The following is a 25,152-nucleotide window of genomic DNA, read 5'->3' as shown; positions in this document are numbered from 1 at the left end:
ATCCCGTCACGTACAGTTATCGATCGAATACTTTACGCTTTGGTCGCGCCGGCGGTGAGCCCGGTGACCAGGTGGCGCTGCACGAGGAGGAAGACCACGCCCGCCGGGATGGCGATGAGCACGGCGGAGGCGGTCATCAGCCCCCAGTCCGACCAGTGCTGGCCGACGAACTGCTGCAGGCCCACCCCCAGCGTGCGTTTGTCCTCCTGCGACATGAACACCGTGGCGTAGCCGACCTCGCCCCAGGCGGTCATGAAGCAGTAGAACGCGGTCACCGCGATGCCCGGACGGGCCAGCGGCAGCACGACCCGCCAGAACGTGCCGAACGGCGTCAGCCCGTCCACCATCGCGGCCTGGTCGATCTCCACCGGCACGGTGTCGAAGTAGCTCTTCATCATCCAGGCGCAGAACGGCACCGCGATCGTCATGTAGGCGATCACCAGGCCGGGGATCTGGTTGAGCAGGCCGAGCCCGGCCATCAGGTTGTACAGGGGGACGATGAGGATGGCCACCGGGAACATCTGGGTGATCAGCAGCAGCCACATGACCGAGCGGTGCCCGGGGAAGCGGAAGCGGCTGACGGCGTAGCCGGTGGTGGCGGCGAGGAACACGCCGAGCACCATGGTCAGCCCCGCCGTCAGCACGCTGTTGAGCAGCCACTGCGGAAACGCGGTGGCGGTCAGCACGCGGGCGTAGTTGTCCAGCGAGGAGTCGTCGAACAGCCGGAGCTCGGCCGACAGCCAGCTGTCGCGCGGCTTGAGCGAGGTGAGCACCAGCCACACCACCGGGAACAGCGAGATCGCCACGGCGGTGAGCAGGCCGGCGTGCAGGCCGATGGAGGCCAGCGGTCCCCGCTCGCCTCGGGGCCGGGTCGCGCGGGTCACCAGGGGCCTCCTTGACTGCGCAGGGTGCGGCGGTAGCCGATGGCCAGCACGACCAGCATGGCGAGGATGATCACGCCCCACGCGGCCGAGCCGGAGTAGTTGCGGATGCCGGTGAAGGCCTCGCGGAAGGCGTAGGTGACGAGGATCTCGGTCTCGCTGCCCGGCCCGCCCCGCGTCACCAGGAAGATGATCGGGAACATGTTGAACGTCCAGATCGTGCCGAGCAGGACCACGGTGGTGGAGACCTGCCGCAGCCCGGGCAGCGTGATCGCCTTGAAGCGCTGCCACGGGGAGGCGCCGTCGACCTCGGCCGCTTCGTACAGCTCGGCCGGGATCGACTGCAGGCCGCCGAGCATGGCGACCATCATGAACGGCACCCCGATCCACACGTTGACCGCGATCACCGCGATCTTGGCGGTGACCGGGTCGTCCAGCCATCCCACGCCGGACAGCCCGGCGACCTTGAGGAAGCCGTTGATCACGCCGTAGTCGCTGTTGTAGAGGTAACGCCAGATGAACGCGGCCACGAACGCCGGCACCGCCCACGGCAGGATCAGCAGCACCCGGTAGACCGAGCGCAGGCGCAGCTTGCGGTTGAGCATCACGGCCAGACCGAGCCCGACGCCGTAGTGGAGGCCGACGCACACCACCGTCCACGTCACGGTCCAGAGCACCTTGTCCCAGAACAGGCTGCTGGTCAGGATCTGGAGGTAGTTGTCCAGGCCGACGAACTCGTACGTGGACGGGATCACGTTGACCCCGATGGTGCGGCCCATGTTGGCCTCGGTCGCGTCGGTCAGCGACAGGTAGACGCCCCTGGCCAGCGGCCAGCCGATCAGCACCAGCATCACGACCACCACCGGAGCGATCATCGCCCAGGCGTACCAGTGGGCCGACAGGGCGCGTCTCAGCCGTCCGGGGCGGTCATGGCGGCGGCTCCGGCCGCGGGCGGACCCGCCCGCGGCCGGAGCCCGTCCGGTCGAGACTGCCACCGGTCAGCTCCAGTCCTTCATGATCCCGTGGTACTGCTCGTCGACCTTCTTGAGCATGTCGGCGGGCGTGGCCTGGCCGCCCACGAGCGACTGGTAGCCCTCCAGCAGCGGCTGGAACAGCTGCCCGCCCTCGGGGATCCACGGGCGGGGCACGGCGGTGTCCATGATCGGCTTGAACACCGCGACGTCCGGGTTGCCCTGCACGTCGGGGTCGGCGTAGGCGGAGGTGCGGGTGGGCAGCAGGCTGATCTCCTTGGCGATCTTCGCCTGGGCCTTGGCCGTGGTCATGAACCGTACGAACTCGTACGCGGCCGGGATGTTCTTCGACCCGGCGTAGATCGCGAGGTTCCAGCCGCCCGTCGGAGCCCCTGCCTTGACCGAACCGGCCGGGACGGGGGCGATGCCGAGGTTGGACTTGTCCTTGAACTCCTTGCCCTGGTAGATCTCCGACAGCGCCCACGGCCCGTTGTAGATCATGGCCGCCTTGCCCTCCTTGAGGGCCGTCATGGCGTTGGCGTAGCTGTCGGTCGTGGCCGGCTTGGGCGCGGCGCCGGAGTTGATCAGGTCGGCCACCGTCTCGATGGCCTTCACGTTGGCCGGCGAGTTGACCACGATCTTCTTGCTCTGCACGTCGAGCAGGTCGCCGCCCTCGCCGTACATGAACGGCAGCAGGAAGTAGGAGTCGACGTTGAGCGCCAGGCCGTCGGCGTCGGTCTTGTCCTTGACGTCGAGGGCGGCCTGCTTCAGCTCGGCGATCGTCGTGGGCGGCTCCTCGTGGCCGGCCTCCTTCAGCAGCCGCTTGTTGTAGATCAACGCCAGCGTGTCGGTGACCTGCGGCACGGCGTAGGTCTTGCCGGTGTACTTGGTGCTGCTCAACGGCCCGGGCAGGAAGTCGGACTCGTCCTCCACCGCCCGGGTGCCGTCAAGGGGCTGCAGATAACCCAGCGAGGCGAACTGCGGTGTCCACGCCACCTCGGAGCGGATCACGTCGGGCGCGCCGGTGCCGGCCTGCGCGGCCGTCTGGAACTGGTTCTGGGCCTGGTCGGACGGCACGTTCACATATTTGACCTTGACGCCGGGGTATTGCGCCTCGAACTCCTTGATCAACGCCTGGAACGTCGGGCCCTCGCTGTCGGGCCTGGTCGTGTCCCACCAGGTCAGCTCGCCGGTGATCTTCGAGGGGTCGGTGACGGAGGCGGTGGGAGCGGCGGCCTCACCACCCCCGCCGCCGCACGCGGTGGCCGTCAGGGTGAGCGCCGCCACGGCCGAGGCCGCTAAGAGTCGTCGCATGTCCTTGTCCTCACAGCTGTCTGAATCAGAGGTCGGGGTACGCCGGAGGTTACGCCGAGGCGGCGTTCTCGGATAGATGGGAACGCAAGATTTCTGCAAGTTGTTACATTGATCCGCACACGCGGCCTTCCGCCCGTTGCACGCCGCACCCCTCGGCGTTTCCGCAGGTACAGGGAGAGTCGTTCCACATGGTGGACGGCCGGACGGCGGTCGGCCGCCGCCGGGCGAGCCGGGAACCGGGTGGGCCGTTGCAGAAATTTCCAGAAATGCTTGCAAGCAACGATGCCAGCCATGTCGTTCAGGCGTATTCCTACGTCGCACGGTCGCGGTCTTCGTCACGGCCCGGTGAGCGCAGCCGGTAGACGACGGGTGCGCTGGGTAGGGGAATCCCCAGGTCGAAAACCCATGGCTTTCAGCCGCACGGCAACGCAGACTGGATAGACGGCGATCGCGTGGAGCAGTGGAGCACCCGTGGACTATCACCTTGATCACATGCCGGTTCTGTCCCGAGGCAGACATCGCAACCCGAAACGCGGTGCCTGTTTCATGGAGCTGGCCTCCTATCTGGCCGGAGAGCGCTGGAGCGACCATCCGGCCTGCACACACCCGTTGCTGGCCGCGCTCGCCCGCCTGGTCAACGACAACACCAGCGACGAGAGCCGGGCCGGGCTCGTCCACCTGGTTCCGTCCATCATCGGCCTGGCCAGCGACGACCTGCGCGTGGACGCGCGGATCGCGCTGCGCTGCGCCACCACGGCGCTGCCGGTGGCGGCGGCCGAGCGCCAACTCGCGCTGGCGGTGTCGGTGCTGGCGGCCGAGGAGATGCTGGCCAGGCTCGACGGCGCCCCGCCGGGGCGGCTCAGCGAGTCGAGCGTGCGGGTGATGGAGGATGTCCCGCACGCGGCCGAGCAGGCGCGCCGCTTCAGCCGCGCGGCCAGGATCACGCAGAAGGGCTTCCGCCGGTACGCCGCGCCCAACGCGGTGCAACTGTCGGTGGTCGGCATCGTGCAGGCCTGCATCCCCGACCCGGACGCGTTGCTGCGCCGGCTTCTGGAGGAGACCATCGCCGACTGCGACGCGATGATCCGCGGCCCGCAGGCCGACACCTCCGGCACCATCACCACCCCGGCGGCCCACGCCTGAGACGGCCGGCGTCCCCGGCGCCCGCTGGAACGCACGACCTGCCGGATCGACCGGACGACCATGGCCTTCACCCTGATCGTCCGCCCACCGGAGGCTACGGCTCGAGCGGGCGCACGCGTTCGCGATAGCGCTCGTACAGCGCGGCGTTGTGGTCGTCGCCGCTCGCCAGGTTCGCCGAGAGGAAGACCGGGACGTCGGCTCCTCGTTCGAGCAGCCTCCGGCAGACGAGCTCGGCGAGCACCTGCGCGATGAGCACCCCCGTGAAGGAGGAGACCGCGCCGACGCGTGTCCCGGGGGTGAGCTCGACGGCGGCGTCGCCGGCCGGGGCACAGTTGTCTATCACGACGTCGGCGAGATCGGCCAGGCGTGGTCCCCCTGCCTTTCGCGCGGATGACGAGCGGGTGTGTTCGAGCGACGTGAGCGCGATCACCCGATGGCCGTTGGCGCGGGCGAGCTCCGCCATCTCGACGATCGCCGCGTTGATCCCGGAGTTCGACACGATCAGGAACACGTCGGCCGGTTCGGGCCGCGCCAGCGTGTAGATCCGCTCGGCGAGGCCGGGCGTGCGCTCGTACGTCGGATCCAGGACGAGCGCCGGGTCCACGCCCCCGAACATCACCAGGTCCTTGACCGCGAGCATGCTCACGGCCGCAAGGCCACCGGCGCGACCGGTGAGCTCCAGCGCGACCACCCGCGAGTGCCCGGTGGCGAACGCCTGGAGCACCCCGCCGGCGGCGATCGAGTCGGCGACGAGCTCGGCCGCCTGGTGGATGGCGGTCATCTGCGTCGTCAGCACCTGGTCCACGAGTGACCCGGCACGGGCCGCGAACTGTGATCCGGCCATGGAGGCTCCGTTCCTTCCCGATGTCTCGACGGCATGGACCGCGGCCGCCACGACGCGCTCGCCGCTGCCCTCCGCGACCGGGCTGACGAGGGTCTCGTACGTGGCCGGAGTGCCACGGCTGGGCAGGTACCCCAGATAGCCGTTGGTGTAGCCGAGAACGACGACGGGTGAACCGTGCGCCGAGGACGCGGCGCGGACGGCCTCGCCCAGTTCGAGGAAGAGCTCACCCGGCACGGCCACGAGCGTGACGTCGCCGAGCCGGATCGCCTGGACCTCGATCTCGTAGGGTCGTGTGCGCCCCCGGGTCTGGAGGTCGCGCGCGATCCGCCGGCCCTGGCGGACCACGCTCCGGTGGCGTTCGCCGGCGTCCCGCGCGTCCGCCGCCGCGTCGATGGCGGCGGCGAACTCCTCGGGCCGCTTGGGCGCGAGCTCGACCCGGACGGAAGCCGGTACGAGGACGGACGCCTCCCCCGGCTCGCCCGCGGGAGGCGCCGCGACAGGGAGCCGCTCGGCCACCAGCATGCCGAGCCGGTCGATCTCCGCCCGGTCCCGCGCCCGCCGCGTGTGCCGCGTGCTGATGTCGCCCGCGGCGCCGGTCGCCACCACGACCCATCGGTCACCGGTCTGGAGGGCACGCCGGATGCCGCCGGCGAGGTCCGCGCCGGCACCGCTGTTGCCCGCCGGGAGCACCGTGGGATGCACGGGCGAGACCACGATGACGCCCACGGTCTCTCCCTCGGGGGACGAGACGACAAGCGCGTCGACCGGCAGGTCGGCGGCGTGCCGGTCCGGGAACGCGCGCCGGCCACCCAGGTTCGGGACCTCCGCCCGTACCGTGTGGAGCCGGGCGTCCCGCTCGTCCGCGAGCGCGGCCCTGACGGCCTGGAGCGACGCGCGGACCAGGCGTTCGGCCAGCGAGGCAGGGGTCGGCGCGCCCCCGGGGACGCATCCGGCCTCCGGGCTCGCGTGGGTGTGCGTCGCCGCCACCCAGCAGGAGCCGACGCCCAGGTCACGGACGGCGACCCGGATCCGCTCCACCACATCGGTGTTCACGCACACGAGGTCGGCGACGATCAGGGCGAATCGGTGCCCGCCGCCGGTGAAGGTGACGGCGTGGACCTCCAGCGGGTCGAGGGTGCCGGTGATGCCCTCCGTCCGGTCGGCGTACCCGCCCATGGCCTCGCCCACGACGACGTCGAGTCGCTCGGCGCCATGCCCGGCTCTCAAGCCTGGCCTCCCTGCTGGGTGGCGAGCCGCCGCAGCAGGCCTCGATACGGTTCTTGCGAACGGAGCAAGGTCAATCCACCTTCCAGAGATGTGGCGAGCGGCGCGGCCAGGTCCAGCCCGCGGCCGGACAGACTCGCGACCAGAGCAGTGTGCAGGAGGTTGCCGGGAGCCAGGAGGCGCCCGTTGTAGGAGACCCGCCGGCCCGCGTCCGGCAGGCGCGACACCGCCGCCGCCGCGGCGGCGGCGAGATCCTCGGCCGCCTCGACACAGATGCCGCGGGCCACCGCGTCGTGTTCCGCGGCCTCCAGGACGGCACGCGCGAAGGCGGCGGTCCGCGCGACCAGCGCGGCGTCCCGGTAGAAGCGCTGCAGGCCGGCAAGATCCGTGCCGCCCAGTTCCTCGACGAGCCGGTCGGCCAGCTCGGTCGCCGGCCCCACGCCGTCGTGGGCCGCCGTGGCGGCGCGCAGCCCGGCCAGGCCGATGGCGTGGGCGCTGCCGCGGTCTCCCAGCAGCGGCCCCCAGCCGTCGATCCTGGTGCTGTGCCCGGAGTCGCCGACCGCGAGAACCGTGGTCCCGGTGCCCACGCACAACACCGTGCCCGCGCCCTCCAGGGCCCCGGCGTGGGCGAGCAGGCTGTCCTCCACGACGAGGGCCGGGCCTCCGAAGAACTCCTCGAGGAGGGAGACCAGCCGGCGCCTCGCCGCCGGGTCGCCGGGGACCCCGGTGAGGCCGGCGGCCACGCCTGCCGCCCTCGCCGGCAGCCGGACCGCCTCGGCGGCGGCCCGGACGCTGCCCAGGATGCGGGCGACGCCGTCCTCGCCCGGCTCGTACGACATGCCGGGCCCGACGCCGTACTGCCGGTCCCGGCCGGAGCTCACGAGCAGGCGAAGCTCGGACTTGCCGCCGTCGATGCTGATGTAGGGCTTGTGATCCGTCGTCAACGGGACATACCTGCCGTCAGTCCGGCGATGATCTGCTTGGTCGCGAGCGCGAACACCAGGGCCAGCGGCACAAGGGCGATCACCAGCCCGGCGAAGAGCGTCGCCCGGTCGGTGGCGAACTCGCCGAAGAAGCGGGTCAGGCCGACGGGCACGGTGTACTTGGCGTCGCTGCGCAACAGGACGAGCGGGTAGAAGAAGTCGTTCCACGTGGGCGCGAACTGGAAGACGGTGACCACGGCCAGGGCCGGTCGCATGAGCGGCAGGGCGATCGACACGAAGAGCCGTCCCTCGTTCGCGCCGTCCAGGCGAGCGGCCTCTTCCAGTCCGGTGGGCAGCCCTCGCATGAAACCCATGATCACGAAGATCGAGAAGGGCACGCCGCTCGCGGCGTACAGCAGCATCAGGCCGGGCCGTGTGTCGATCAGCCCCATGGACAGGTACATGTAGAAGACCGGCAGCAGCCCGAGTTTGGCCGGGATCATCAGCCCTGACAGGAAGAAGGCGGCCAGGAGCGCGCGCCCGCGAAACCGCCAGCGCGACAGGGCGTAGGCGGCCGTGGCCGACACCGCCACGCACAGCGCGACGGCGCCGACGGTGACCAGGAGCGAGTTGGCGAAGTACGTGGAGATCGACGCGGTCTCCCAGGCTCGCAGGTAGTTGTCGAGGGTGAGCGACTCCGGCAGCCCGACCGGCTGCCGCAGGATGTCGGCGTTGGTACGGAACGAGCCGATCGCCACCAGGAGGAGCGGGCCGAACGCGACCGCGGCGTAGGACCACAACAGGGCGTGGACGACCAGGACCCGTACGCCTCGGCGTCTCGTGGTCACGGGGTCACCTCCCGGCGCCGCAGGAAGCGCTCCAGGACCGCGGAGGCGCCGAAGACGAGGATGAAGATCATGATGGCGAGCGCGGAGGACTCCCCGATCGCGTTCGTGCCGCCCTCGAAGGCTGTGCGGTAGTAAAGCAGGCCCAGCACGTCCATCGCGCCGCCCGGGCCGCCGTCCGATCCGCCGAGCGCGTACACCAGGTCGAAGAGGTTGAAGCAGCCGATGAAGGTCAGCACGGTGATGACCCCGACCGCGGGCATGAGGAGCGGGAACCGTACGCTCCAGAAGGCCCGGAACGGGGAGGCGCCGTCCATCGCCGCGGCCTCCTCCAGCTCCCGGGGGATGCCGCCCAGCGCGGCGAGAAAGATCAGCATCGGGCCCCCGATCCACTGCCAGGCGTTCACCAGGACCAGGACGGGAAGCGCCGTGTCGGGATCGCCCAGCCACGGCCGGGCCCATGAGTCCAGGCCGGCCGCCCGCAGCAGGAAGTTGATCGGACCGAACGTGGGGCTCAGCAGCAGTGACCAGACGTATCCGACGATCAGCGGGCTGATGAGGTACGGCAGGGAGAAGATCGTCTGGAAGAGGCGCTTACCTCGGGGGTTGCGATACAGCAGCACCGCGAGCCCGAGCCCGACGGTGTTCTGGATGGCCATCGTGCCGGCGAAGAACAGCACGTTGTGCCAGAGCGCGGCGGGAATCTCCTGGTTGAGCGGATACCTGGTCAGCACCTCGAGGTAGTTGCCGAGCCCGGCGAACTCCGCCCGGCGGATGCCCTCCCACCGGAACAGGCCGTAGTAGAAGGCCGTGACCAGCGGGACGACGACGAACACGCCGTAGAGCACGAGGGCCGGCAGGCAGAACGCCGCGATCCAGGCCGGGGAGGTGCGGCCGGCCCGGTAGCCAGCACGGTAGCGCGCCGGCCCTAGGCGCCCGGCGGTCACTGGGTCGGTTTGAACCACTGGTCCACACCCTGCTGAATGTGTTCGGCGGCGTCCTCGGCGCCGGAGCGCCCGGCGACGAACGTCGAGAACGCCTCCGAGGCCAGGTCCCAGGCGGTCGGCGAGCCGCCGGAGAAGTACGCGTAGGTGACGTACGGGCTGGGATCGGCCTGGTAGGCGGCCAGCGCCTGGGCGAGCAGCGGGTCCTGGGGCCGCACGCCCGGCACCGCCGAGATCTGCCGGAGCCCGGTGGAGAACGCCTGGCCGAACTCGGGGGAGGCCATCCAGCGCACCAGGTCCATGGCTGCCTTCTGGTGGGGGGACTTGGCCGAGACACCGAACGAGCCGTCGACGTAGCCGGGGACGAGCGTCCGGGTGGCCGTCGCGCCTGGCGGCGGTGGGACGTTGAAGATGCCCAGCTCAAGTTCCGGGTTGGATTTCTCGAAGACCGCCAGCTCCCAGACCCCTCCGGGGAACGTCGCCGCCCGCCCGGAGGTGAACAGCGCCTGGGCGTCGACGTAGCTCACGCCCTCGTACTGCTCGGGCCAGTACTTGCTCGTGCTCTTCCACCTCGCCAGCGAGTCCACCCAGGGCCGGTCGGTGAACTTGGCCTGCCCGGCCAGCATCTTGCTTAGGTAGTCGTGGCCGCCGTAGCTCGTCGCGCCGAAGATCTCCTGCTGGATGGGGAGCATCCACGTGTCGGTCACCGTCGTGGCGAGGGGGACGAGATCGGCCGCCGCCAGCGTGTCGAAGGCCGCGATCATCTCGTCCCAGGTCTTCGGCGGGGTCAGCCCGTGCTTGCCGAAGAGGGCCTTGTCGTAGATGACGTGCAGGGTCTGGATGGCGAACGGCACGCCGTACACCCGCTTGTCGCGCTCGCCGCGGGCGCCGTCCAGGACCGGCTCGGGGAAGCCGGCCAGCTCCTGGACCTGGCCGTCCAGGGGGACCAGGCTCTTGGCGGCGACGAGCGGCTGGAGCAGCCCGTACGAGCGCAGCTGGGCGACGTCGGGGCCGTTGGCGTCGCTGAGCCCCGTCCGCAGGATCGTGTCGTACTCGTCGGCCTTGTAGGGCACGTACTTCACCTTCACGCCCGGATGGGCGTCTTCGTAGATCTTGAAGATCTTCTCGTAGGCGGCGACGTCCTCCTGCCGCCATCCCCAGACGTCAAGAGTGACCTGTTCAGAGGTCGTGCCGGAGCTCGCCTGCCCCTCGGGGGCGCTCGGGGCGCATGCCGACAGAGCCATGGTCAGCACCCCGGCCGCCGCGATCAAGCCGCGCCGTGTACGAAACATACGCATTTCTCCATATCAGGCGCTCATGCGATGGACTGGAAGTTAATACTGGTATAGACCGTAAGTCAACAGGCGCGAGGCCATAAGATGGTGCGCCGACAGGACTGGGAGGGAGCCGGCGGTGGCGAGGCCGCGACACGAACCGCGTGATGTCGCACCAGAGGTGTTCTCGGCGGGCGAGGGAAGCCCGAAGGGCAAGCACATCCAGGACGTCCTCACCGCCCTGGTGCTCGACATGCGCGACGGCGCCCTGCTCCCCTCCGAACGCGTCCTCGCCGAGCGGTTCGGCGTGGCCAGGATGACGGTCCGCGGAGCGATCAACGACCTGGAGGCGCGCGGGCTGGTCAGGCGCGTGGCGGGCCGGGGCACGTTCGTGCAGCAGCCCACCCTCACGCACTCGGAGAACTTCCGCTCCTTCAGCGAGGACATGCGGATGCGCGGGATGGTTCCCGGCGCCAGGAGCTACCGGGGCCGCACCCGGCCCGCGCCGCGCGACATCGCGGCCCGCCTCGGCCTCGCCCCCGGCGATCCGGTCCACTCCATCGAGCGGGTGCGGACCGCCGACGGCGTTCCCATGGCGCTGGAGCGCACGAACCTGTCCGCCGCGCGCTTCCCGGATCTGCTCGCCGAGATGGGGCGGGACGACTCGCTCTTCGAGCTCCTGGGACGCCTGTTCGGCGTGCGGCTGGAGACGGCGGAGCAGACCGTCTCCATCGCCCGCCTGAGCCGGTCGGAGGCCAGACGGCTGGAGGTGCCGGACTATGATCCGGCGTTCCTCGTGGAGCGCGTCGCCGTGGACAACATGGGCAACGTGGTCGAGTTCGGCCGCTCGCTGTACCGCGGCGATCGCTACGTCATCCAGATGCACGTCAGCCGGCCTCCGTCCGCTGACTGATCCCAGCCCGGCGGACCCTCACGCGGACTGCCGGGCCCCTTTCCTCCACACATCTCCCTCTTGTCACTCCCTCCACGCGGTGTTACGTTTCCGCCGAATACTGGTCTAGACAGGAATGTCTGGGCTGGGACCCACCCTCAGGGAGACGCACCATGAGATTCGGAGTCACCGCGATCGTGGCAGCCGCCGCATTACTCCTGGCGACGCCCGCCGTCGCCGCCGCGGAGCCGTCGGACTCCGCTCCGGCCGGACAGGCCGAGCGCAGGATCCGGATGCTGGACTTCAACTTCGCCGGAAACGGCTTCAACGGCGGGAGCACGGGCGCCCCGGTCGACGACGCCGTGACGAAGATCTACGAGCAGGGCGCCGAGATCATCTCTCTCAACGAGATGTGCTACACGCAGTGGGTCGCGTTGCGGGACCGGCTGAAGGCGAAGCCGGGGTACGGCGGCCTCACCGAGCAGGTCGTCGTGACGAACCACGACATCCCCAACTGCCACGACGCGGACGTCAATCCCGGCGGCTGGTACGTCATGGGACTGCTGAGCAAGCACCCGTCCGACCGGGTGATGTTCGGCGACACGCCGTACCTGGACCTCGGCTACCACTATCGCCAGCGGTTCCGCAAGCTCGTCTGCGGCGACGTCCACGTGCCCCGCGCCGCGGCCGTGCGCGCGTGCGTGACCCATACCGAGGTGCCCCTGGTCATCATCAACGAGGACTCCTTCCCCGACGACCCGGACATCGCCGCCGACCCCCACTACGGCCGCTCCATCAACTACGCCCAGTCGAAGCTGATCGCCGACACCATCACGCCGATGGCCGCCCGGATGCCGGTCGCCCTGCTCGGCGACCTGAACGAGTTGCCGTTCCTGCCCTCGCTCACCCACTTCTACGCCAAGTGCGGCGGGACGGGGGTGTTCAACGAGGTCGACGGGGCGGACCCGCGCTGGCGCGGCAACATCAGGCGATGGCACCTCGGGACGGAGGCGTGCCCGCACCGCCAGGGCGAGTGGACCATGGGTGCCGAAGGTCTGCCCGACGACTACGACCGGCCGTACCAGAGCAACCGGAAGATCGACTACATCTTCGTCGATCGCCGCCATTTCAAGGTCGGCCCCACGTCCGGCTGGGTCGTCTCGACGCCGTACTCCGACCACCGCATCGTCGTCGGCGACGTCGCGCTGAAGCACTGAGGGGCACGCACATGCGAAGGCGAACGAGATTGTGCGCCGCGGCGCTGACCGCGGCCCTCCTTCCGGCGGGCACCCTGTCAGGTCAGGCCACGGCGGCCACCCGGCAGGCGGAGTTCCGCATCCTTCCGTATCTGCAGAGCCCGAGTTCCTCGGGCATCACCATCACCTGGTTCACCGAGGACGGCGAGCCGGGCCGGTTGACCGTCCGCGGCCCGGGCCTCCGGGGCCGCCAGATCGCGCGGGTCGCCGGCGAGCCGCAGCCGGACCTGGCCTACACGGCCGCCGAGCTCACCCAGGAGATCCCCGGGCTGGAGCAGGGATCATGGCTCGGAGGGCCGGACAGCTACAAGCACTCCAGGCAGGTCAGCGGCCTGCGACCGGGCGCCCAGTACCACTACACGGTGGAACAGGGCGGGGAGACCTTCCGCGGGCGCTTCCGCACCGCCCCGGCCGCCGACCGCTGGCAGCACATCAGGCTGATCGCCATGTCCGACTCCGAGACCGAGCCGCGCGGGCGCGTCCAGCGCCGGGAGTGGGCGCCGGGCGCCGGCGCCCACTCCCGGCCCCTGGCCGATGTTGGCTCGCTCTGGGACCGAACCTACGGCACCACGGTCCTGTCCGGGACACGCGTCCTGCGCTATCCGCTCACCGAGGACGAGGGCCTGCGCCGCAACCTCGCGGTCGTGCGCGGCAGATCGCCCGACGCGGTGCTCTTCACCGGAGACCTCGTCCAGGGCGGCGGCTACCAGCCCGGCTGGGACGAGTTCTTCCGGCACACCGCCGGCGCCTCCGGCGACCTGCTGACCGGCGTGCCCATCATCCCCGCGTTCGGGAACTGGGAGAGCTTCGGGGCGATCAACGGCGGGTACGGCACGCCGGAGGACCGCACGCCGGTCGTACGATCGCGCGCCAAGTTCCACGCCTACTTCGACGGGCCGCCCAACGGAACGCCGGAGCACCGCGACAACTACCACCGCATCGACTACGGGCCGGTCACCGTGCTGACGCTCGACAGCAACAACGGCGAACCGGATGACAGCGCGGCGAGCTACCCGCCCGAGGAGAAGCTGACCGGCCGCGAGTACACCGGACCGGGCACCGACACCCAGGAGAACTTCACGCGCTCGGAGTACGAGGCGGCCGGCGGCCGTGACCTCTCGGACTACAGCCCGGGCGGCCGGCAATGGACGTGGGTGGAGCAGCAGCTCCGCGATGCCAGAGCGGCGGGTCAGATCGTGCTCGTGCAGTTCCACCACATCCCCTACAGCAGCGGGGAGCACGGCCTGCCCATGAACCACACGCTGACCTCGGGCCAGGGCGGCACCCCGATGCGGGTCTACCATCCCCTGTTCGAACGGTACGGGGTGACCGCCGTCATCTCCGGACACAGCGAGATGTTCGAGCGGAGTTTCGTCGACACGGACGGCGACGGCACCGGTGTGCACTACTACGACGTGGGTGTCTCGGGCGACGGCCTGCGGGGCGTGCGCAGGGACGGCCCCACGCTCGACAGCCCGCCCCTGGCGTACAACGCGTTCAGCCGGTGGACGGCTGACCAGGGCGAGCCCGAGGTGTGGGACGTCGCCGGCGGTACGCCGCGGCTGCTCTCGGGCGGCAAGCACTACGGCCATCTCGAGATCGACGTCGACCGGGTGCGGGGAAAGGGCGGCCGGAAGGCGCGGATCACCCTGACACCCGTCCATGTCTTCCCGGTCATGGACGACGCGCTGACGGTGCTCCGTACCGAGCGGCGAACCTACTCCGACCGCGTGGTGATCGACGTCGACGCCGACGGGAGGCCCGCGCGCTAGCCGCCACCACGGCCGCGCGGCCGGCTGACGCCGGCGAGAACCGCTGGACCACGCCCGCCGAGCTGTTCTGGCGGCGGAATGCCTGGTCAGGAAAGGCTTTCCTTCGTTGCGGATCTTGGCGACATATGCCTACATTTCCGGATAAGGCACCCGAAAACGGAGGAATGCATGACCATCGAGCTCACCCGGCCGTACTCGCCCGAGAAGCATCACAGCCACCGGGACGTCACCGGCGGCTGGCTGCGTCCGGCCGTGTTCGGGGCGATGGATGGGCTCGTGTCCAATTTCGCGTTGATCGCCGGCGTCGTCGGCGCGGCGGGCGCCGGGCGCGGCGCGGTGCTGGCGGGGCTCGCCGGTCTCGTCGCCGGGGCGTGTTCCATGGCGGCCGGGGAGTACACGTCCGTGAAGTCCCAGACCGAGCTCATGCGGGCGGAGATCGCCGTCGAGCGGCGCGAGCTGGCCAGGAACCCTGAGGGCGAGCTGGCCGAGCTGGCCGCCCTCTACCAGGCGCGCGGGCTCGACCCCGCGCTGGCGCACCGGGTGGCCGAGGGGCTGTCCGCCGATCCCGAGCAGGCGTTGCGGGTGCACGTCCGCGAGGAGCTGGGCGTGGATCCCGACGACCTGCCCTCGCCGTACGTGGCCGCGGGGTCCTCGTTCTGCGCGTTCGCCGCCGGGGCGCTGGTGCCGCTGGTGCCCTTCCTCTTCGGAGCGTCGGGGCTGGCGGTGGCCGTGGTGCTGAGCGTGCTGGCGTTGTTCGGGTTCGGGGCGGCGGTGGCGCGGATGACGGCGCGGCCGTGGTGGCTGGGCGGGCTGCGCCAGCTCGCGCTGGGCGTGGGGGCGGCGTCCGTCACCTTCGGGCTGGGCCACCTGCTCGGCGTCGCCGTCTCCTGATGGCGGGCGACCGCGCGGAAGGTTCCCGGGTACGTTTCTGGAGCATGAGCGGCCCCCGCGAGCACACCTTCCGCCCAGCCCGCCGTTCCGACGTCCCCGCGCTGGTCGACCTGGTGCAGTCGGCGTGCCCATGCGTGACGACCTGGCGTTCGAGACCCTGACGAAGGAGCTCGGCTGACGCCGCGTCCGGCGTTCAGCACATGGTCCACGAGGTGGACTGGCTCTTCCGCACCGGCGACGTGAGCTGGAAGACGACCGTGTGCTCGGTTCCGAGGTCGGGGCTGATCTGCTTCTTCGAACCGAAATAGTCGGACCTGGCGTGGGACGGGATGCGCCTGGAGCCGCTCTCGATCACCTGGCCGTCGACCACCCACTGGTAGGAGAACGGGGCTCCCATCTCGGACGCGTCCAGCCCGACGCCGAAGCCCAGCGAGCCCGTGTAACAGGTGACGCCCTCGCTGTTGATCTTGGACGAGCCGGCGACCCGGACATAGGCGAGGGTGAACGATGCGGCCTTCGTGCTCTTCTTGCTGGCGGTGGGCGACGGCCGCCTGGTCACCGGCTTCCTGGTCGCCGGGCTCCTCGTCGGCTTCGGCGTGCTCGTGGGCGTTCGCCGCGCGGCGGTGCGCTCCCGTGACGGCCGCGTGGCGGGGCGCGAGCGCGCGGTCTCGGGAGCGGCCGATGGAGTACGCGCCTTCTTCCTGGGCGGGGCGGTCCTCTCGCGCCGGGGCGTGGTGGTGGCGGAGAGGGACGGCTCGCTGGAGCCGGCGGCCAGCACCGGCGGGGCGGGACTCCTGTCCGCCAAGGCGTTCCACACGACGACGCCGGCCGCCAGGCACACGGCGACCGCCCCGGAAACGGCGGCGATCAGCGGCACACGCGCTCCCGTACGGCGCGGCGGAAGCGTGCGGCGCGGCGAACCGGGCGCGCCGTGCGGATGGCCGGGTGCGGTCTGCGGCGGCGGTGGGTGTGCCCCGGCCGGGTGCGGCTGTGACCCGCCGAGCAGGTGCAGCAGGACGTCCCGCATCCGCGGGCGGGCGTTCGGGTCCTTGGCCAGGCAGGCGTGCACGACCTGGCGCAGCGGCTCCGACAGGTCGCCGAGGAACGGTTCCTGGTTGAGCACCCGGTTGATGACCGCGGGCAACGAGTCCTCGCCGAACGGTGGCGTGCCCGTCCCCGCGAACACCATGACCGACGCCCAGGCGAAGACGTCCGCCGCCGGGCCGACGTACGCGCCCGCCAGCTGCTCGGGGGCCATGTACGCGGGCGTCCCGACCACGCTGCTGGTCACGGTGACCGCGGAGTCGGCGAGGCGGGCGATGCCGAAGTCGACGACGCGGGGCCCGTCCCGTCCGAGCAGCACGTTGGAGGGTTTGAAGTCGCGGTGCACGACCCCGGCCTCGTGGATGGCGGCCAGCGCCGTGGCCGTGCTGACCGCCAGGCGCTGCAGATCGGCGCCGCGATGGGGGCCCGCCTCCTGCAGGGACGGGCCTTCGACGTACTCGCTGACGATGTACGGACGCCCGCTCATCGAGGCGTCGAGCACCTGCGCGATGCAGAACGGCTCCACGCGCCGGGCCGCGGCGATCTCCTTGGCGAAGCCGTTGCCCCCGGCGACGGACTGGCGCAGCACCTTGACGGCCACCGGCCGGCCGTCGGGAGCCTGTCCGAGGTAGACGGTGCCCTGGCCGCCCTCGCCGAGCCGCCCGACGAGCCGGTAGGCCGCGATCGCCGCGGGATCGTCTGGGCGCAGCGGCTCGGCGTTCGGCATGAGGGGGGCAACTCCTGTGACGGCTGGGGCGGACCTCATGCACCTTAACGGGATAAATCCCGACGCGTGGGCGTGTTACGTGATCGACGCGCTCACCTGCCGGCGCGCCGGGTCAGTAGCTGGGCGGAGTGGCGACGATCAGGAAGTCGACCGGCTCGTCCCCGGTGTTGAGATAGCGGTGCGGCAGCGCCGAGTCGAAGGAGCAGCTGTCCCCCGCCTCCAGCACGTGCCCGGCCCCGGACACCTCGACGACGAGCCGTCCCCGCAGCACGAGCACGCACTCCTCGGACGGGTGCGACCACGGCTCGGCGGCCGACGATCCGCCGGGCAGCAGGTGCCCTTCCAGCACCTCCAGCCGCCCGTGCCCGGGCGAGACGCGGGTGTAGGTGATCCCGCCCGCGGGGGACCTGACCAGCATCCGCCCCTCGCGCCTGACCACGGCCACGGTGGCCGCGTCGGGTTCCTGGAACAGGCTGAACAGCGGCAGGTCGAGCACCTTCGCGATCTTCCTGAGCGTTTCCAGGCTGGGGTCGGCCAGGTCGCGCTCGACCTGGCTGATCAGCCCGCTCGACACGCCCGCCTCCGCGGCCAGCCGGGCGAGGGTCAGCCCGCGTACGGTGCGGAGCTCACGGATCCTGGCGCCAATCACACGCAGATCCTAGCGGGCATTAATCCCATTGAAGATGTATTGACCTGGTTAAAACAGTCCCGATAAGGTGCCCGAAATGTCGCATCTGCTGAACGCCACCCAGTTCCGGGCCGAGTTTCCCTCCCTGACCGACTCCGTGCACCTGGCGAGCTGCAGCCAGGGAGCCCTGTCGTCGCGGCTCGCGTACGCGCTCCAGGAGATCGGCCACACGCTGCGCGACGCGGGCGCCCCCTGGGAGGCGTGGATGGGGGAGGTCGGCCGCGCCAGGCGGCGGTTCGCCCGGCTCATCGGCGCCGAGCCGGACGAGGTGGCCGTCCTGTCGTGCGCCTCGGAGGCCGCCTTCCAGGCCGCCTCGTCGCTCGACTGGTCGCGCCGTCCCGGCCTCGTCACCAACGACCTGGAGTTCCCGTCCATCGCCCACGTGTGGCTGGCCCAGCGCGGGCGCGGCGCCATGGTCAGGGTGGCCGCCGACACCGGCGAGAACGTCACAGCCGAGGCGTACGAGCAGGTCGTCGACGAGAGCGTCAACCTGGTGTCGGTGCCGCTGCACACCTACCGCAACGGCGCCCGCCTCCCGGTCGAGGACGTCGTCCGCCTGGCGCACGAGAAGGGCGCGCGCGTGTTCGTGGACGCCTACCAGGGCGCCGGCGTCACCCCGATCGACGTGAAACGGCTCGGCTGCGACTACCTGGCGGCCGGGTCGCTCAAATACCTGCTCGGCCTGCCCGGCATCGCGTTCCTCTACGTACGCGGCGGCATGGAGCAGCAGCGCGAGCCCGAGCTCACCGGCTGGTTCGGCCGCACCGACCCGTTCGCCTTCGACCCCCGGCTGCTCGACTTCCCCGCCGGCGCCCAGCGCTTCGAGACCGGCACGCCGCCCATCCCGTCCGCCTACGCGGCCAACGCCGGGTTCGACCTCATCGAACGGGTCGACATGGAGGCCGTGGACACGCACGTGTCCGCCCTGGTCAAGGAGATGGCGGAGCGGCTGACGGCGGCCGGCGAGCGCGTGGCGAGCCCGGCTGGGGCACGCGGCGCGCAGGTGGCCATCGCCGACGACGACCCGGCCCGGCTGGCGGCCAGGCTGGCCGAGCGCCGCATCTGGACCGCGCCGCGGGGCGGCCTGCTGCGGTTGTCCTTCCACTACTACAACGACCGGTCCGACGTGGACGCGGCCGTCGAAGCCATCAGCGCCTGCCGCCGGGCCTGATCACCCCCGAGAGGTCTCTTGTGGACAACGCATCCGGACTGCGACGCAGGCTGACCGGGCGCCAGCTCACCATGATCGGGCTGGGCGGCGCGATCGGCACCGGGCTCTTCCTCGGCTCCAGCCTGGCGATCTCCCAGGCCGGCCCCGCGACCATCGTCGCCTACATCATCTGCGCGGGCGTCGCCCTGGTGATCGGCTGGTCGCTGGCCGAGATGGTCGTCGTCCACCCCGAGGCCGGCGCCTTCGGCGTCATCGCACACCGGTACCTCGGCCCGTGGGCCGGATTCGTGGTCCGCTGGACGTACTGGACGATCCAGGTCATCGCCATCGGCGGCGAGGTCATCGCGGCCGGGATCTACGTGCAGTTCTGGTGGCCGTCGTTGCCGCTGTGGTTGCCCGTCACCGTCTTCTCGGCCGTGGTCCTCGTCGTGAACACCGCCGCGGTCAAGCTGTTCGGCGAGGTCGAGTACTGGTTCGCGATGATCAAGGTGGTGGCGATCATCGTGTTCATCCTGCTCGGCGTGCTGCTCGTCACCGCCGGCCTGCCCGGCGCGGACGCCACCGGCGTCTCGAACCTCACCGCGCACGACGGGTTCCTGCCCAACGGGATGAGCGGCCTGTTCCTCGCCATGGTGTTCGTGCTGTTCAGCTACATCGGCACCGAGGTCGTCTCGGTCACCGCCGCCGAGTCGGAGAACCCGGTGCGCGACATCCCGCGCGCCGCCCGCCGCATGGTCACCCGGCTGGCCCTCTTCTACGTGCTGGCCATCGCGGTCGTGCTCACGGTGGTGCCGTGGACCACCACCGCCCAGGGCGGCTCCGTGACCGAGAGCCCGTTCGTCAGCGTGTTCTCCGCCGCGGGCATCCCGGCCGCGGCGACCGTCATGAACTTCGTCGTGCTGACCGCCGCGCTGTCCAGCGCCAACACGAACCTCTACCTGACCACCAGGATGATGCACTCGCTGGCCGCCAACAGGTACGCCCCCGCCTGGACCGGGCGGCTCAGCGCCGCCGGCGTGCCGCGCAACGCGCTCGCGCTGTCGGCGCTCGGCCTCGCGCTCGCCGCGGTCGTGTCGGCGGCCAGCGAGAGCGACGCCTACCTGGCGCTGTTCGGCGTGTCGGTGTTCGGCGCGCTGGTCGTGTGGTTGCTGATCCTCCTCACGCATCACGCCTTCCGGCGTACCCGCGCCGCGCAGGGGCTGCCGCCCTCACCGGTCCGGCTCTGGGGCGCGCCCGTCACGTCGGGCCTCGTGATGCTCTTCCTCGCCGCAGTGCTCTTCTCGACGTTGTTCATCGAGTCGCTGCGGCCGGCGTGGTGGGCGGGCGTGCCGTTCTTCGTGATCGTCAGCCTGGCGTACGCCGTCGTCTCCCGCCGCCCGGCGTCACCGGGGTAGCTACGGGTTGCCGGAGGTGGCCAGCTTGACGCCGAGGGCGATCAGGGCGGCGCCCGTCAGGCCGTCCACGGTCCTGCGTACGGCGGGCCTGGCGAAGGCCTTGCGCAGGGTCCCCACGATGGTGGCCACCACCAGGAACCACGCGACCGTGCCCGCCAGCGCGACCACCGACAGCACCAGGGTGTCCGGCAGCGAGGCGCCGGAGCTGAGGAACTGGGGCATGAGGGCCACGAAGAACAGGGCGGCCTTGGGGTTGAGCACGTTGGTGAGCAGCCCTTCCGCGAACGCCGCCCACGTGCCCTGCCCTGCCGGGTCGGGCGCGTCGAGCGTCAGGCCGCCGCCCCGGCGCAGGGCGGCGCGCAGCGCCCTGACCCCGAGATAGAGCAGGTAGGCCACGCCGGCCACCTTCACCACGGTGAACGCCATGGCCGAGGCGGCCAGCAGCGCCGCGACGCCGGTGGCCGCGGCCACCACCCAGACGAAGACGCCCACGGAGATCCCCGTCGCCGCCGCCATGCCGTGGCCGCGCCCGGAGACGGCCGAGCGGCGTACGACGACCGCGAAGTCGGGGCCGGGCGACATCGCGCCGAGCAGCACCACCCCACCGAAAGCGACAAGCTGCGCCACAGAGGTCATGGCGTCCACTTTAGGTGCCCCGCCTGGCCGGTGACGCGGGGCGGGGACTCAGGCTCGGCGGCCGCGCAGCTCGCGGTACCGGCGGACGAGCCGCTCGGTGGAGGGGTCGGGCAGCGCGGCCCCGCTCACCTGCGGCGGCTCGCCGGAGGTGAGCGCGGGCGCAAGGTCGAGCGCCATCTTCTTGCCCAGTTCGACGCCCCACTGGTCGAAGGAGTCGACGCCCCAGACGGCGCCCTCGACGAAGACGATGTGCTCGTAGAGGGCGACGAGCTGGCCCAGCGTGGACGGGGTCAGCCTGGGCACGAGGATGGTCGAGGAGGGGCGGTTGCCCGGCATGACCTTGTGGGGGACGATCCCGGCCGCGGTGCCCTCGCGCGCGATCTCCTCGGCCGTCTTGCCGAACGCCAGCGCCGAGGTCTGCGCGAGCAGGTTGGCGACGAGCCGGTCGTGCATGCCCTCACGGTCTTCGAAGGGCTCGGCGAAACCGATGAAGTCGGCGGGCACCAGCCGGGTGCCCTGGTGGAGCAGCTGGTAGAAGGCGTGCTGACCGTTGGTGCCCGGCTCGCCCCAGAAGATCTCGCCGGTGGCGGCGGTCACGGGAGTGCCGTCGGCGCGCACGGACTTGCCGTTGGACTCCATCGTGAGCTGCTGCAGGTAGGCCGGGAAGCGGTGCAGCCGCTGGCTGTAGGGCAGCACGGCGCGGGTCTCCGCGCCGAAGAAGTCGTTGTACCAGATGCCGAGCAGGGCCATCAGCACCGGCATGTTGGCCTCGAACGGCGCCGTGCGGAAGTGCTCGTCGATGGCGTGGAAACCGGCCAGCATCTCGCGGAACCGCTCGGGCCCGATCGCGATCATCAGCGAGAGGCCGATGGCGCCGTCGAAGGAGTAGCGGCCGCCGACCCAGTCCCAGAAGCCGAACATGTTGTCGGTGTCGATGCCGAACTCGGCGACCTTCGCGGCGTTGGTGGAGACGGCCACGAAGTGCCGGGACACCGCGTCCTCGCCCAGCGCGCCGACCAGCCAGCGGCGCGCGACCCTGGCGTTGGTCAGCGTCTCCAGCGTGGTGAACGTCTTGGAGCTGATCACGAACAGCGTGGTCGCGGGGTCGAGCCCGGCGAGGGCGCCGGTGATGTCGGCCGGGTCGATGTTGGAGACGAACCTGGCCGCGATGCCCGCGTCGGCGTAGTCGCGCAGCGCTTCGTAGGCCATGGCGGGGCCCAGGTCGGAGCCGCCGATGCCGATGTTGACGACGGTCTCGATGGGCCTGCCCGTCGCGCCCTTCCACTCCTTCGAGCGGATCCGGCCGGAGAAGGCGCTCATCTTGTCGAGCACGGCGTGCACGTCGGCCACGACGTCCTGGCCGTCGACCACCAGCCGCGTCTCGCGGGGCATGCGCAGCGCGACGTGCAGCACCGCGCGGTCCTCGCTGACGTTGATGTGCTCGCCGCCGAACATGGCCGCGATCCGCTCGCGCAGCCCGGCCCGCTCGGCCAGGGCCAGCAGCAGGTCGATCGTCTCGCGCGTGGCGCGGTGCTTGGAGTAGTCGAGGTAGAGGTCGCCGGCGGTCGCCGTCATGCGCTCGGCCCGGCCCGGGTCATCCGCGAACAGCTCGCGCAGCTGCTTGCCGGCCAGCTCGCCATGGTGCTTGTCGAGGGCCGCCCACTCCTGGCTCCGGGTGATGTCGCCGTTCACGCTCTTCCTCCTCGCGTCGCCAAACCGATCACCATCGTCCCGTAACCACGTACCCTCCCGGGTTGATTCCGCCCGTGGCGGATGAGACCTTTTGCGTACGCAGGACTCCTGTCATGTCCCACACCTTGCCGGGCGAAAGTGGATTCAGCTCGCTCTCCAGAGGAAGCAGCAGAGCATGGAGCATATAGACGCATACTGGCGGGCGGCCAACTACCTGTCGGTCGGACAGATCTACCTGCTGGACAACCCGCTGCTGAGCGAGCCGCTGCGGCCCGAGCACATCAAGCCGCGCCTGCTCGGCCACTGGGGCACCACGCCGGGCCTGAACTTCGTCTTCGCCCACCTCAACCGGGTGATCAACGAGCGCGACCAGGACATGATCTACATCGCCGGTCCCGGGCACGGCGGCCCGGCGGCGGTCGCGCACGCCTGGCTGGAGGGCTCCTACACCGAGCGCTACCCCGACGTCTCACAGGACGTCGAGGGCATGCGGCGGCTGTTCCGCCAGTTCTCCTTCCCGGGTGGCGTGCCCAGTCACGTCGCGCCCGAGACGCCCGGCTCCATCCACGAGGGCGGCGAGCTGGGCTACTCGCTCGCGCACGCCTACGGCGCCGCCTTCGACAACCCGGACCTGGTCGTGGCCTGCGTCATCGGCGACGGCGAAGCCGAGACCGGCCCCCTGGCCGCCGGCTGGCACGCCAACAAGTTCACCGACCGCCGCCGCGACGGCGTGGTGCTGCCCATCCTGCACCTCAACGGATACAAGATCGCCAACCCGGCCGTGCTCGCCCGCATCCCCGAGGACGAGCTGATCAAACTCATGGAGGGGTACGGCCACCGCCCCCACCTGGTCGGCCCCGACCACGCCGAGATGGCCGGCACGCTCGACACCGCCTGGGAGGAGATGGCCGCGTACAAGGCCGGCGACGCCGACCGCCTCCCCATGATCATCCTGCGCACGCCGAAGGGGTGGACCGGGCCGCGCGAGGTGGACGGCAAGCCCGTCGAGGGCACCTGGCGGGCCCACCAGGTGCCGCTGGCGAAGGTACGTGAGAACTCCGCCCACCTGGCCATGCTGGAGGAGTGGATGCGCTCCTACCGCCCCGAGGAGTTGTTCGACGCCGACGGGCGCCCGGCCGCGGAGATCGCGGGCACCGTGCCGGCCGGACCGCGCAGGATGAGCGCCAACCCGCACGCCAACGGCGGCGAGCTGCTGAAGCCGCTGCGGCTGCCGGACTTCCGCACCCACGCGGTCGAGGTCAAGTCGCCCGCCGTGCAGGAGACCGAGCCGACGCGGGTGTTCGGCGGGCTGCTGCGCGACGTGATCGCCAGGAATCCGCACACGTTCCGGCTGATGGGGCCGGACGAGACCGCCTCCAACCGGCTGCAGGAGGTGTTCGAGGTCACCGACCGGGCCTGGAACGCCGAGCTGCTGCCCACCGACGAGAACCTCGGCGCCGGCGGGCGCGTCATGGAGGTGCTCAGCGAGCACCTGTGCCAGGGCTGGCTGGAGGGCTATCTGCTGACCGGCCGCCACGGGCTGTTCAACTGCTACGAGGCCTTCATCCACATCGTCGACTCCATGTTCAACCAGCACGCCAAGTGGCTGGAGTCGTCGCGGAAGATCCCGTGGCGGCGGCCGGTCGCGTCGCTGACGTACCTGCTGTCGTCGCACGTGTGGCGCCAGGACCACAACGGCTTCAGCCACCAGGACCCCGGCTTCCTCGACGTCGTGGTCAACAAGAAGGCCTTCGTGGTGCGGGTCTACCTGCCGCCGGACGCCAACACGCTGCTGTCGGTCGGCGACCAGTGCCTGCGCTCCCGTGACTGCGTCAACGTCGTCGTCGCCGGCAAGCAGCCCGTGCTCGACCTGTTCACCATGGACGAGGCCATCGCCCACTGCACGCGCGGCCTCGGCATCCTGCCCTGGGCCTCCACCGACCAGGGAGGTGAGCCCGACGTGGTGCTCGCCTGCGCCGGCGACGTGCCCACCCTGGAGACGCTCGCCGCCGCCGCGCTGCTGCGCGAGCACCTGCCCGAGCTGAAGGTGCGCGTGGTCAACGTCGTCGACCTCATGCGTCTCCAGCCGCGGTCGGAGCACCCGCACGGCCTGTCCGACGCCGAGTTCGACACGCTCTTCACGACGGGCAGGCCGGTCATCTTCAACTTCCACGGCTACCCCTCGCTCATCCACCAGCTCACCTACCGGCGCACCGGCCACGACAACATCCACGTGCGCGGATACAAGGAGGAGGGCACCACCACCACGCCCTTCGACATGTGCATGCTCAACGACATCGACCGCTACCACCTGGTCATGGACGTCATCGACCGTGTTCCCGGGCTCGGCTCCACCCAGGCGCACCTGCGCCAGCACATGAGCGACGAGCGGCTGCGCGCCCGCGCCCACACGCGCGAGCACGGCGAGGACCCCGCCGACATAAGGTCCTGGACGTGGCCGACCGCATCCTCGTCCTGAACACCGGCTCCTCGTCCATCAAGTACGAGCTCATCGACGTCCGCGCCCCACGAGCGCCCCCCAGGGGCCTGGCCGGGCGTGTCAGCACGGGACCCGAGCAGGACACCGCGCCGGATCCCCTGACAAACGGGCACGGATCGTTGACGG

Annotated in this window: 20 protein-coding genes; 8 read left to right on the top strand and 12 right to left on the bottom strand. The window is 70.8% G+C overall.

Going from position 1 to position 25,152, the window contains the following annotated elements; genetic code table 11:
- Nucleotides 1-32 precede the first annotated feature (32 nt).
- Genes ABGA98_RS16900 through ABGA98_RS16890 form a run of 3 tightly spaced genes read right to left on the bottom strand, consistent with a single transcriptional unit; the run spans nt 33 to nt 3,166 of the window.
- A complete protein-coding gene (locus tag ABGA98_RS16900; RefSeq protein WP_347619248.1) occupies nt 33-884 on the bottom strand; it encodes a carbohydrate ABC transporter permease in 852 nt (283 codons plus the stop codon).
- On the bottom strand, nt 881-1,876 hold the full coding sequence (locus tag ABGA98_RS16895) for a sugar ABC transporter permease (RefSeq protein WP_347619247.1): 996 nt from the start codon (nt 1,874-1,876) through the stop codon (nt 881-883). Before ABGA98_RS16895 ends, ABGA98_RS16900 begins: the two co-directional genes overlap by 4 nt.
- 3 nt (nt 1,877-1,879) lie before the next feature.
- Nucleotides 1,880-3,166, bottom strand: a complete 1,287-nt coding sequence (locus ABGA98_RS16890) for an extracellular solute-binding protein (protein ID WP_347619246.1) — start codon at nt 3,164-3,166, stop codon at nt 1,880-1,882.
- Between the two features lie 546 nt (nt 3,167-3,712).
- On the opposite strand from ABGA98_RS16890, the gene ABGA98_RS16885 reads away from it, so the two are divergent.
- Nucleotides 3,713-4,309 (top strand): hypothetical protein, encoded by a 597-nt coding sequence (locus ABGA98_RS16885; protein WP_347619245.1) that lies wholly within the window; start codon nt 3,713-3,715, stop codon nt 4,307-4,309.
- A gap of 94 nt (nt 4,310-4,403) precedes the next feature.
- Here ABGA98_RS16885 and ABGA98_RS16880 read toward each other — a convergent pair whose 3' ends face one another.
- Genes ABGA98_RS16880 through ABGA98_RS16860 form a run of 5 tightly spaced genes read right to left on the bottom strand, consistent with a single transcriptional unit; the run spans nt 4,404 to nt 10,381 of the window.
- Nucleotides 4,404-6,380: a sugar isomerase domain-containing protein gene (locus tag ABGA98_RS16880; RefSeq protein WP_347619244.1), complete on the bottom strand. Its 1,977-nt coding sequence runs from the start codon at nt 6,378-6,380 to the stop codon at nt 4,404-4,406.
- A complete protein-coding gene (locus ABGA98_RS16875) occupies nt 6,377-7,321 on the bottom strand; it encodes a BadF/BadG/BcrA/BcrD ATPase family protein (protein WP_347619243.1) in 945 nt (314 codons plus the stop codon). Before ABGA98_RS16875 ends, ABGA98_RS16880 begins: the two co-directional genes overlap by 4 nt.
- Nucleotides 7,318-8,148 (bottom strand): carbohydrate ABC transporter permease, encoded by an 831-nt coding sequence (locus ABGA98_RS16870; protein ID WP_132597047.1) that lies wholly within the window; start codon nt 8,146-8,148, stop codon nt 7,318-7,320. The genes ABGA98_RS16875 and ABGA98_RS16870 overlap by 4 nt, the downstream gene beginning before the upstream one ends.
- On the bottom strand, nt 8,145-9,092 hold the full coding sequence (locus ABGA98_RS16865; protein ID WP_347619242.1) for a sugar ABC transporter permease: 948 nt from the start codon (nt 9,090-9,092) through the stop codon (nt 8,145-8,147). Before ABGA98_RS16865 ends, ABGA98_RS16870 begins: the two co-directional genes overlap by 4 nt.
- Entirely contained in the window at nt 9,089-10,381 is a 1,293-nt protein-coding gene (locus ABGA98_RS16860) for an extracellular solute-binding protein (RefSeq protein ID WP_347619241.1), read from the bottom strand. The genes ABGA98_RS16865 and ABGA98_RS16860 overlap by 4 nt, the downstream gene beginning before the upstream one ends.
- Nucleotides 10,382-10,502: 121 nt before the next feature.
- Between ABGA98_RS16860 and ABGA98_RS16855 the strand changes: the two genes are divergently transcribed.
- The 4 genes from ABGA98_RS16855 (at nt 10,503) to ABGA98_RS16840 (ending at nt 15,174) form a co-directional block, all read left to right on the top strand.
- Complete coding sequence (locus tag ABGA98_RS16855) at nt 10,503-11,276, top strand: GntR family transcriptional regulator (protein ID WP_347619240.1); 774 nt, start codon at nt 10,503-10,505, stop codon at nt 11,274-11,276.
- 152 nt (nt 11,277-11,428) lie between these two features.
- A complete protein-coding gene (locus tag ABGA98_RS16850; protein ID WP_347619239.1) occupies nt 11,429-12,472 on the top strand; it encodes an endonuclease/exonuclease/phosphatase family protein in 1,044 nt (347 codons plus the stop codon).
- A gap of 11 nt (nt 12,473-12,483) precedes the next feature.
- A complete protein-coding gene (locus ABGA98_RS16845) occupies nt 12,484-14,283 on the top strand; it encodes a metallophosphoesterase (RefSeq protein ID WP_347619238.1) in 1,800 nt (599 codons plus the stop codon).
- Between the two features lie 168 nt (nt 14,284-14,451).
- Nucleotides 14,452-15,174 carry a VIT1/CCC1 transporter family protein gene (locus ABGA98_RS16840; RefSeq protein ID WP_347619237.1) on the top strand — a complete coding sequence of 241 codons (723 nt, stop codon included), beginning with the start codon at nt 14,452-14,454 and terminating at the stop codon, nt 15,172-15,174.
- A gap of 193 nt (nt 15,175-15,367) precedes the next feature.
- Here the strand turns inward: ABGA98_RS16840 and ABGA98_RS16835 are convergent, their stop codons facing one another.
- Together ABGA98_RS16835 and ABGA98_RS16830 are read right to left on the bottom strand one after the other, a co-directional pair.
- Nucleotides 15,368-16,945 carry a protein kinase gene (locus ABGA98_RS16835; RefSeq protein WP_347619236.1) on the bottom strand — a complete coding sequence of 526 codons (1,578 nt, stop codon included), beginning with the start codon at nt 16,943-16,945 and terminating at the stop codon, nt 15,368-15,370.
- Between the two features lie 112 nt (nt 16,946-17,057).
- Nucleotides 17,058-17,594, bottom strand: a complete 537-nt coding sequence (locus ABGA98_RS16830) for an XRE family transcriptional regulator (protein WP_347619235.1) — start codon at nt 17,592-17,594, stop codon at nt 17,058-17,060.
- A 76-nt stretch (nt 17,595-17,670) separates the two neighbouring features.
- Here ABGA98_RS16830 and ABGA98_RS16825 point away from each other — a divergent pair, with 76 nt between their 5' ends.
- Entirely contained in the window at nt 17,671-18,804 is a 1,134-nt protein-coding gene (locus ABGA98_RS16825) for an aminotransferase class V-fold PLP-dependent enzyme (RefSeq protein ID WP_347619234.1), read from the top strand.
- Between the two features lie 20 nt (nt 18,805-18,824).
- Nucleotides 18,825-20,198: an amino acid permease gene (locus ABGA98_RS16820; protein ID WP_347619233.1), complete on the top strand. Its 1,374-nt coding sequence runs from the start codon at nt 18,825-18,827 to the stop codon at nt 20,196-20,198.
- Here the strand turns inward: ABGA98_RS16820 and ABGA98_RS16815 are convergent, their stop codons facing one another.
- Both ABGA98_RS16815 and pgi read right to left on the bottom strand, forming a co-directional pair.
- Entirely contained in the window at nt 20,199-20,834 is a 636-nt protein-coding gene (locus tag ABGA98_RS16815) for a LysE family translocator (RefSeq protein ID WP_347619232.1), read from the bottom strand.
- Nucleotides 20,835-20,882: 48 nt separating this feature from the next.
- A complete protein-coding gene (gene pgi / locus ABGA98_RS16810; RefSeq protein WP_347619231.1) occupies nt 20,883-22,526 on the bottom strand; it encodes a glucose-6-phosphate isomerase in 1,644 nt (547 codons plus the stop codon).
- Nucleotides 22,527-22,701: 175 nt separating this feature from the next.
- Here pgi and ABGA98_RS16805 point away from each other — a divergent pair, with 175 nt between their 5' ends.
- Nucleotides 22,702-25,005 carry a phosphoketolase family protein gene (locus ABGA98_RS16805; protein ID WP_347619230.1) on the top strand — a complete coding sequence of 768 codons (2,304 nt, stop codon included), beginning with the start codon at nt 22,702-22,704 and terminating at the stop codon, nt 25,003-25,005.
- Nucleotides 25,006-25,152 lie beyond the last annotated feature (147 nt).

Origin of the sequence: Nonomuraea sp. B1E8, assembly GCF_039871515.1 — a bacterium.
GTDB lineage: Bacteria > Actinomycetota > Actinomycetes > Streptosporangiales > Streptosporangiaceae > Nonomuraea.
The sequence above is the reverse complement of the archived record's forward strand: the minus strand, read 5'-3'. Positions and strand labels throughout refer to the sequence as shown.

Excerpts from the sequence above, each read along its gene's own strand:
- ABGA98_RS16850 (WP_347619239.1), top strand. The coding sequence starts at position 11,429 with ATGAGATTCGGAGTCACCGCGATCGTGGCAGCCGCCGCATTACTCCTG.
- ABGA98_RS16805 (WP_347619230.1), top strand. The coding sequence starts at position 22,702 with ATGGAGCATATAGACGCATACTGGCGGGCGGCCAACTACCTGTCGGTC.
- ABGA98_RS16885 (WP_347619245.1), top strand. The coding sequence starts at position 3,713 with ATGGAGCTGGCCTCCTATCTGGCCGGAGAGCGCTGGAGCGACCATCCG.
- ABGA98_RS16890 (WP_347619246.1), bottom strand. The coding sequence starts at position 3,166 with ATGCGACGACTCTTAGCGGCCTCGGCCGTGGCGGCGCTCACCCTGACG.
- ABGA98_RS16815 (WP_347619232.1), bottom strand. The coding sequence starts at position 20,834 with ATGACCTCTGTGGCGCAGCTTGTCGCTTTCGGTGGGGTGGTGCTGCTC.
- ABGA98_RS16840 (WP_347619237.1), top strand. The coding sequence starts at position 14,452 with ATGACCATCGAGCTCACCCGGCCGTACTCGCCCGAGAAGCATCACAGC.
- ABGA98_RS16835 (WP_347619236.1), bottom strand. The coding sequence starts at position 16,945 with ATGCCGAACGCCGAGCCGCTGCGCCCAGACGATCCCGCGGCGATCGCG.
- ABGA98_RS16845 (WP_347619238.1), top strand. The coding sequence starts at position 12,484 with ATGCGAAGGCGAACGAGATTGTGCGCCGCGGCGCTGACCGCGGCCCTC.
- ABGA98_RS16825 (WP_347619234.1), top strand. The coding sequence starts at position 17,671 with ATGTCGCATCTGCTGAACGCCACCCAGTTCCGGGCCGAGTTTCCCTCC.
- ABGA98_RS16860 (WP_347619241.1), bottom strand. The coding sequence starts at position 10,381 with ATGTTTCGTACACGGCGCGGCTTGATCGCGGCGGCCGGGGTGCTGACC.